The organism is Candidatus Zixiibacteriota bacterium, from assembly GCA_034003725.1.
GTDB lineage: Bacteria > Zixibacteria > MSB-5A5 > GN15 > FEB-12 > WJMS01.
Window position 1 is genome coordinate 1 of sequence record JAVEYB010000030.1, and the last position, 5,764, is coordinate 5,764.

Here is a 5,764-nt window from a genome sequence, read left to right on the forward strand (position 1 = left end):
GATCGGTGTGCCGTAGATGAGAGGATAAGACTGGCCCTGAGCAATCGAAAAACCACCGACAAAAATCCTCCAAACCGGCCTGTCATAGGCCCGAGATTTCTTAGCTCTGTGATGCCCCACACGCCAGTTGATGGCAAAATAAAGGAAGGTCAAAATGATTGCGCAAAGGGCAAGTGTTTCTCCAAGAGAAAGACCCTCAAGCCAAGTAATCATCTCATCACCTGCTCGACTTATACCATGAACTCGAGATTGCCATTGTCGAACTGTCCCTCTCGACAAAGTAGGAGAACGTGACTATTGAGTTCATCTAAGTTTGGCACTCCATTGGAAACGGACACAAACGACCACAATATCGGCTCTTTTTATGTCTCGATCAACCTCGAATAGGGATTTTCTAGTATCTTCCCTTTAGGCTCTGCAGCCCGCTCTCACCTGAGTTATTATGTACCTCACGATTCTAAGGCGATAATAAACGCTTTTCGAACCTTTTGAAACTTAAACTGGGACCTGCTCCATTCTTTACGCCGCGATTAGCGTGAATCCCACGAACTTACATAACCAGCTTTTCTTCTTCCCCGCCCTAAGCGCCCGTCTCACCTTCGCCTGAACACGCGGCAATTCTCTGACGCCTTGAGCGGCGGGCGGGAGCCCTGCTTGCCGCCGCAGCCTGATCTCCTATACGATCGTCGCCTGAGGGTTTGATCACTGTAGGTCAAACCCTCTTCTCTTTCAGAAAACAGGTTGACGTTAATGGTGATCGGTCTTTATATTATCTTTTCGAAGAGTCTCAAGGCAGAACTCAATGAGGAAACACATGATCAGGCACATCCTTTTGAAGAATGCGGTGAACTGCGACACGCGACCTTGCGACCTGGCGCCCGCAGGTTGTGTGTACGACGACCGTGTCGGGGCTTGGCGGATTACTTCATCAGGTGATCTGTATATCCGTTCCGACATGAAGAATCCACCTAAGACAAAAAAACAGGATATCGAAACGGGTGAGGACCAAAAGGGAGAATAGACCTGGACGGAAATCTCGCAGCTGCCTGTCCCCAGAGATTCTCGTCCTATCTAGCAAATTTGACATCTCGGTCGACTATGTCATTGCAAGATTACTGGAACAAGGCACTCAATATCTGCGCTTGAATTCTGAGGACCTATCGACTTGGCGGCTTGAGCTTGATCCCCTCAGCACTACTCTCCGTGGACAAAAAGAAGAAATTGAATTCTATATTACGCCACAGGAGCTCCGTTCCGTCTACTTTCGACGTCCCGTATATCTTCGCGAATACGGCGTTCCGTTCCCAACCGATGCTCAGCACGAACGCATCCAGTGGGCATCATTCTATCGTAATCTCATGGTGTTCGACCATTGCCTTTGGGTCAATTGCCCCGCTTCGACATATGTCGCCGAGCACAAAGCAGTTCAGCTTCAGAAGGCTCAACAAGTAGGGTTTGAGGTTCCCTGGTCTCGAGTTGTGAATCATCTTCACGATGGCATTCTTGACCTGGAGAACGACCAAGTTGTGGCCGTCAAGGGCCTGGACACAGTCTTAGTGCGTTCAGCCACCGAGGAGCTCTTTGGCTACACCAGCCTCATGCCAATGTCTGATTTGACGGGCGAATCGTTGCAGCAGGCCCCTTTTATACTCCAACAGGCATTGGACGCAAAAATCGATATCCGGGTTACCGTCGTAGCCGAAGAAATCTTCGCAGTCGCGATTTTGAAAAACGGCAAACCCGTTCATGGCGATTGGAGAAGGGAAAAGAATACGCTCAGCTACAAACCAATCACTCTTCCCGTTGAGATTCAAACTAAATGTCGACGGCTTACGAAGAGATTGGGGCTGACATTTGCCGCCATCGACTTAGCACTCTGCGACGGTAAGTATTTCTTTCTTGAAGTAAATCCCACCGGCGAATGGGCGTGGCTCGTCGATTGTGCTCACTTACCTATAGATGTGTCATTGGCCAGTTGCCTTGCAAGGGGTTAAGTAATAATGCCCATTGACCGAATTCTCCAGGAGTTGCTTTGTGATCTTCCCACCTTAATCAGCGCCCAATGTCGTCTGTCCTGTAAGATTGATCAACGGCGGTCTGCAGAGCCCGATCTCGATGACCCGAGGACAAATGCTCCCATTGACCGCGTCATCGAGCAGCGGTCAAAAGACGCGGAGCGGCTGAAATCGCTCCTAGACAAATCGAAGATCGTTGCTGCCTCATCGACTTTGGCCGCCTCAGTTTTTTTCGCCGGTGCTGGTCAGGTCGTTCCCCTCAGCAATAGTCAGTTGTTAGCTGGATACTGGCTTCACTACTTTCTGGCGGTATCCCTCATAGCAACCAGTGTCTATCTGATATTGGCAGGGTTCCTTGCGCTTCGCGCACTCGGCGTTCAAGAGACTTTTGAGCTTGACGTTGAGGATGATCTGGGTAACGAAGACATCAAACTACATACCGCAAAACAAATCCGATGCTTGGATCTTAACAGATTGGCGAATTTACGTGTGGCCAATTTGGTCCACGCGAGCCATAAAGCGGTTCGTAACGGCCTTTTCTCGATGGTTATCCTGATTCTTGTGATTACTCTATCAATCTTGATTACAGCACATGTGAACAAGGGGCAACAAACGAATCCGAAGGGCGATGCTCCAGTCTTGAAGCTCGACCAGATCGAATCAGGTCAATGAAAGCTCGCTTGCTTCTCAAGGCAATCTCGTAGCGCTAACCCCCTACTGACGTAAAAGAACCTCTTTTCAGGGCATCCATGAACTGTATGTGAGAACTAACCTCATCTGGAGTTCACATATGAAAGGATGAACTTAGACCCTGACTAAGAAGGGATTGTCGATTGCCGCGGATATTTCGCCAATTTTTGTAAACTAAGAATGCCAAGAAATGGGCATTATCAGTTCAAATCACGCTGTCCGGTTTTCCCGCCATTACTTACCCTTCTATGCCACGATACCTGTTCGCTCTGCCAACCATCCGAACATCGGGCCATTGGTGCCTGTCGGCAGGCAAGTGGATTTTCCCAAGAAATGACCTGAATTGGTCAATCCCGCCATCGAGTTTCAGTTTTGCCAGATCATCAAGCTTCCTTGGGTTGATCCGCATCGAAAACTCCGAATCAAGGTAGATAAGGCCACTGTCGAACGCCTTGTGATACGTCGGGCTCAAAGAGATCCCATTCACCACATGATCGATACTGCCCTCGACCGCAGCCGGAAGGATATGTGCCGCCTCGACGAGTCTCAGCTGGCACCTCGTCACCGCGCAGCGGTGCCCATAGGCATTCAAGACTTGCTCGCGGAAGTTGGCTGCCCTGGACAGGCGACTCACGGTTTGCACCACTCGTTGCCGCGGATTGGTCAGTTCACCAAGAGCAATTTCCTCTATCGGAACCAGCGACGACGCCTTGGCAAGGGCTTCAAACGTCGATTTCTGTTTACCGTACTTATGCAGCGACGGCGCGTGGTAGATATAGGTCATGAACTGATCGGGCCTGATACCGACCGCAATCTCGTTGTTGTCTTTGCGATGAAACGCCAGACCGTCCTGCAGGGCCTTATGCAAACTGGTAATGGAAATCTGTACCGACGGGGAGCCGGTAGTAAACGTCTGATGTCGCCCGAGGTCGAATCCTGCAAACATCTTCAGACTCGGCTCAAAACCCAATAGGGCCGTATACCCGAAGGGATTGATCTGAAGCGGTGAGGAAACCGACGTCATTTGAATGCGATACTCGTCTTTCAGCTGAGGCCTTCCACCTGGCGTCAGAGTCCACGCATAGACCCACAAAGAGGACGAACCAGTTGCTCCATTCACCGCAAATTTGCGTGGATGTGTCCGCGTGTTTGACACGAGCATAGCTGATTCACCGGATTCTTCAATCGCACTCAGGATCGCGTCGATAAGGTCGCTTGGTGATAGTGCCGGCATAGAGTGTTACTTCCTCTTAGTCTCTTTCGCGGCAGTCAGTACCTTCTTTGATCTTCTGTTCGCCGGTCGTTTCTTACCGCCATCTTCGGCGAGCGGCTCGTCACCATTCTTGTTCCAAAAGCCTGAGGGGTGGAATGCCTTGTAATAGGTCGGCTCACCTGATTTCCGCGAAGCAACCGGAAACAGGTTTTGCTCGCCGTTGAATCGACCAAGCGCACCCTTGAGGTACTCTTCAATGAGGTCTACGCATATCCACTTGCGTTTCATGCGCTCGGCAACTTCTCCGGTGACGCAGCTTCCGGCGAACGGGTCGACCACCAGATCATTTTCATTGGTCAACATCCTGATAAAGTACTCCGGAAGCTCGCCAGGGAATCTCGCCGGGTGCGGTTCGATACCTTCTTCCTTGCAGTACCGCAGGTATGATGAATTGCTCTCAGTATGAGCTATAGCGATCAGGTTCGGCGGTATGGCGGCTCCGTTATCATTGGAGAATTTCTCACTGATGTCATGCCCACTGGGGCGCATTTTCGCCTTATACCCGTTCTTGAGGAGGTCCTTCATCGCGTCACTGTACGGAACCAGTACCCGCCGGTTGGAAGAACGGGGCCAGGGGGTGGGGGACAGCCACCAGACGCAGTTGATTGAATCTTTGACGCGGATTCTCCTGACGGTCACCCATTCAGCCGGTGTCGGCAATTTCGCCGGATTCCACCAGAAGAACTCTTGCGCCAAATGAAACCCGAGTTCGCGGCACAGCATGATGAGTAACTCATAGTGATACAGGCTGCGGGTCGGTTGTCCCGGAATCCACGCGCCGCCGATGTCAATGACCAGCGACCCTGACGGCTTCAGCAGCCTTTTGAACAATTGCCCGAACGGCTTAAACCACTCGACGTACTTGTCGGCGTCGACGTTGCCGTATTCTTTTTTCCGCACCAAGCCGAATGGCGGGCTGGTCATGATGAGGTCGATCGACTTTGGCTTGATAACGTGCTCAAGGACCTCGAGTGAATCGCCCGAGTATATCTCGCCGCGATTGGTCTCGAAATATCGAGTCATGGTAATCGGTTTGTTCGTTTTGGTCATTATCATGTTAGTGTCCCGTCAGTATTGAGCGCCGCGCTGTAGGCACGGAAGTGAATCTCATCGAACTGACTCTATCCGATTAGCCCAAGATTTGTCAGACGATACGTAAGTGCTTGCGGGCTTACCTGAAACCGCCGAGCCATTTCACTAAGGGAATACTCATCGTCAAGAGCGAATGCATGTGTCTTCCACGCTTTGCGAATAAACGCCTCCGGCATCAGTAGTTCGGCCGCGAATTGATTTGCTTCAATTTCCGCTCGATCCTCCGCTGTTGCGGACCGAATACTGCGAAAGCGCATGCTATACCCGCGATCCACATGGACTTCGTCCTTGTGCAATAGAAAATGGCCCAATTCGTGCGCAATGGTGAACCGCTGACGCACTGTCGCATGAAGACTATTGACACCGATTATCGCGTGTTGGGCACCTTTTTCTCTGTACAGTAACCCGGAAAGCTGATCCGGTAGCGGGCTCGTTTGAACACGAATGCCCTGGCCCGCTGCAATGCGTTCCACCGGTACTGGTGGCTGTATGACTCCTACCTTCTCGAGTAGCCTGTCTACTAGAGTACTGTAAGAGACGGTTCGTGGCATTATTTTCCTCCTCGTTTAGCTTTCGTTAGAAGTTGAGCGACTGCACTTTTCTCGTTTATTTGTAACCGTGAATCGACATTGGGTGGCAAGATATCGACCGCAGCGTTTAGCTCAGGAAGTAAATCGAAAATGTGGCACTGCAA

At 50.9% G+C, this 5,764-nt stretch carries 6 protein-coding genes; 2 read left to right on the forward strand and 4 right to left on the reverse strand.

Going from position 1 to position 5,764, the window contains the following annotated elements; genetic code table 11:
- The coding region (locus tag RBT76_15790) for a hypothetical protein (protein MDX9859246.1) at positions 1 to 213 on the reverse strand (213 nt) is incomplete at its 3' end.
- Between the two features lie 785 nt (positions 214 to 998).
- Between RBT76_15790 and RBT76_15795 the strand changes: the two genes are divergently transcribed.
- Positions 999 to 1,994: a RimK-like protein gene (locus RBT76_15795; protein MDX9859247.1), complete on the forward strand. Its 996-nt coding sequence runs from the start codon at positions 999 to 1,001 to the stop codon at positions 1,992 to 1,994.
- A 6-nt stretch (positions 1,995 to 2,000) separates the two neighbouring features.
- Positions 2,001 to 2,687, forward strand: a complete 687-nt coding sequence (locus RBT76_15800; protein ID MDX9859248.1) for a hypothetical protein — start codon at positions 2,001 to 2,003, stop codon at positions 2,685 to 2,687.
- A 256-nt stretch (positions 2,688 to 2,943) separates the two neighbouring features.
- On the opposite strand, the gene RBT76_15805 is transcribed toward RBT76_15800, so the two are convergent.
- From RBT76_15805 to RBT76_15815, 3 genes are all read right to left on the reverse strand, one after another.
- Positions 2,944 to 3,729: an HNH endonuclease signature motif containing protein gene (locus RBT76_15805; protein MDX9859249.1), complete on the reverse strand. Its 786-nt coding sequence runs from the start codon at positions 3,727 to 3,729 to the stop codon at positions 2,944 to 2,946.
- Between the two features lie 216 nt (positions 3,730 to 3,945).
- Positions 3,946 to 5,034 carry a site-specific DNA-methyltransferase gene (locus RBT76_15810; protein MDX9859250.1) on the reverse strand — a complete coding sequence of 363 codons (1,089 nt, stop codon included), beginning with the start codon at positions 5,032 to 5,034 and terminating at the stop codon, positions 3,946 to 3,948.
- Positions 5,035 to 5,099: 65 nt separating this feature from the next.
- Positions 5,100 to 5,543 carry an ImmA/IrrE family metallo-endopeptidase gene (locus tag RBT76_15815; protein ID MDX9859251.1) on the reverse strand — a complete coding sequence of 148 codons (444 nt, stop codon included), beginning with the start codon at positions 5,541 to 5,543 and terminating at the stop codon, positions 5,100 to 5,102.
- Positions 5,544 to 5,764 lie beyond the last annotated feature (221 nt).

Excerpts from the sequence above, each read along its gene's own strand:
- RBT76_15800 (MDX9859248.1), top strand. The coding sequence starts at position 2,001 with ATGCCCATTGACCGAATTCTCCAGGAGTTGCTTTGTGATCTTCCCACC.
- RBT76_15805 (MDX9859249.1), bottom strand. The coding sequence starts at position 3,729 with ATGACGTCGGTTTCCTCACCGCTTCAGATCAATCCCTTCGGGTATACG.
- RBT76_15810 (MDX9859250.1), bottom strand. The coding sequence starts at position 5,034 with ATGATAATGACCAAAACGAACAAACCGATTACCATGACTCGATATTTC.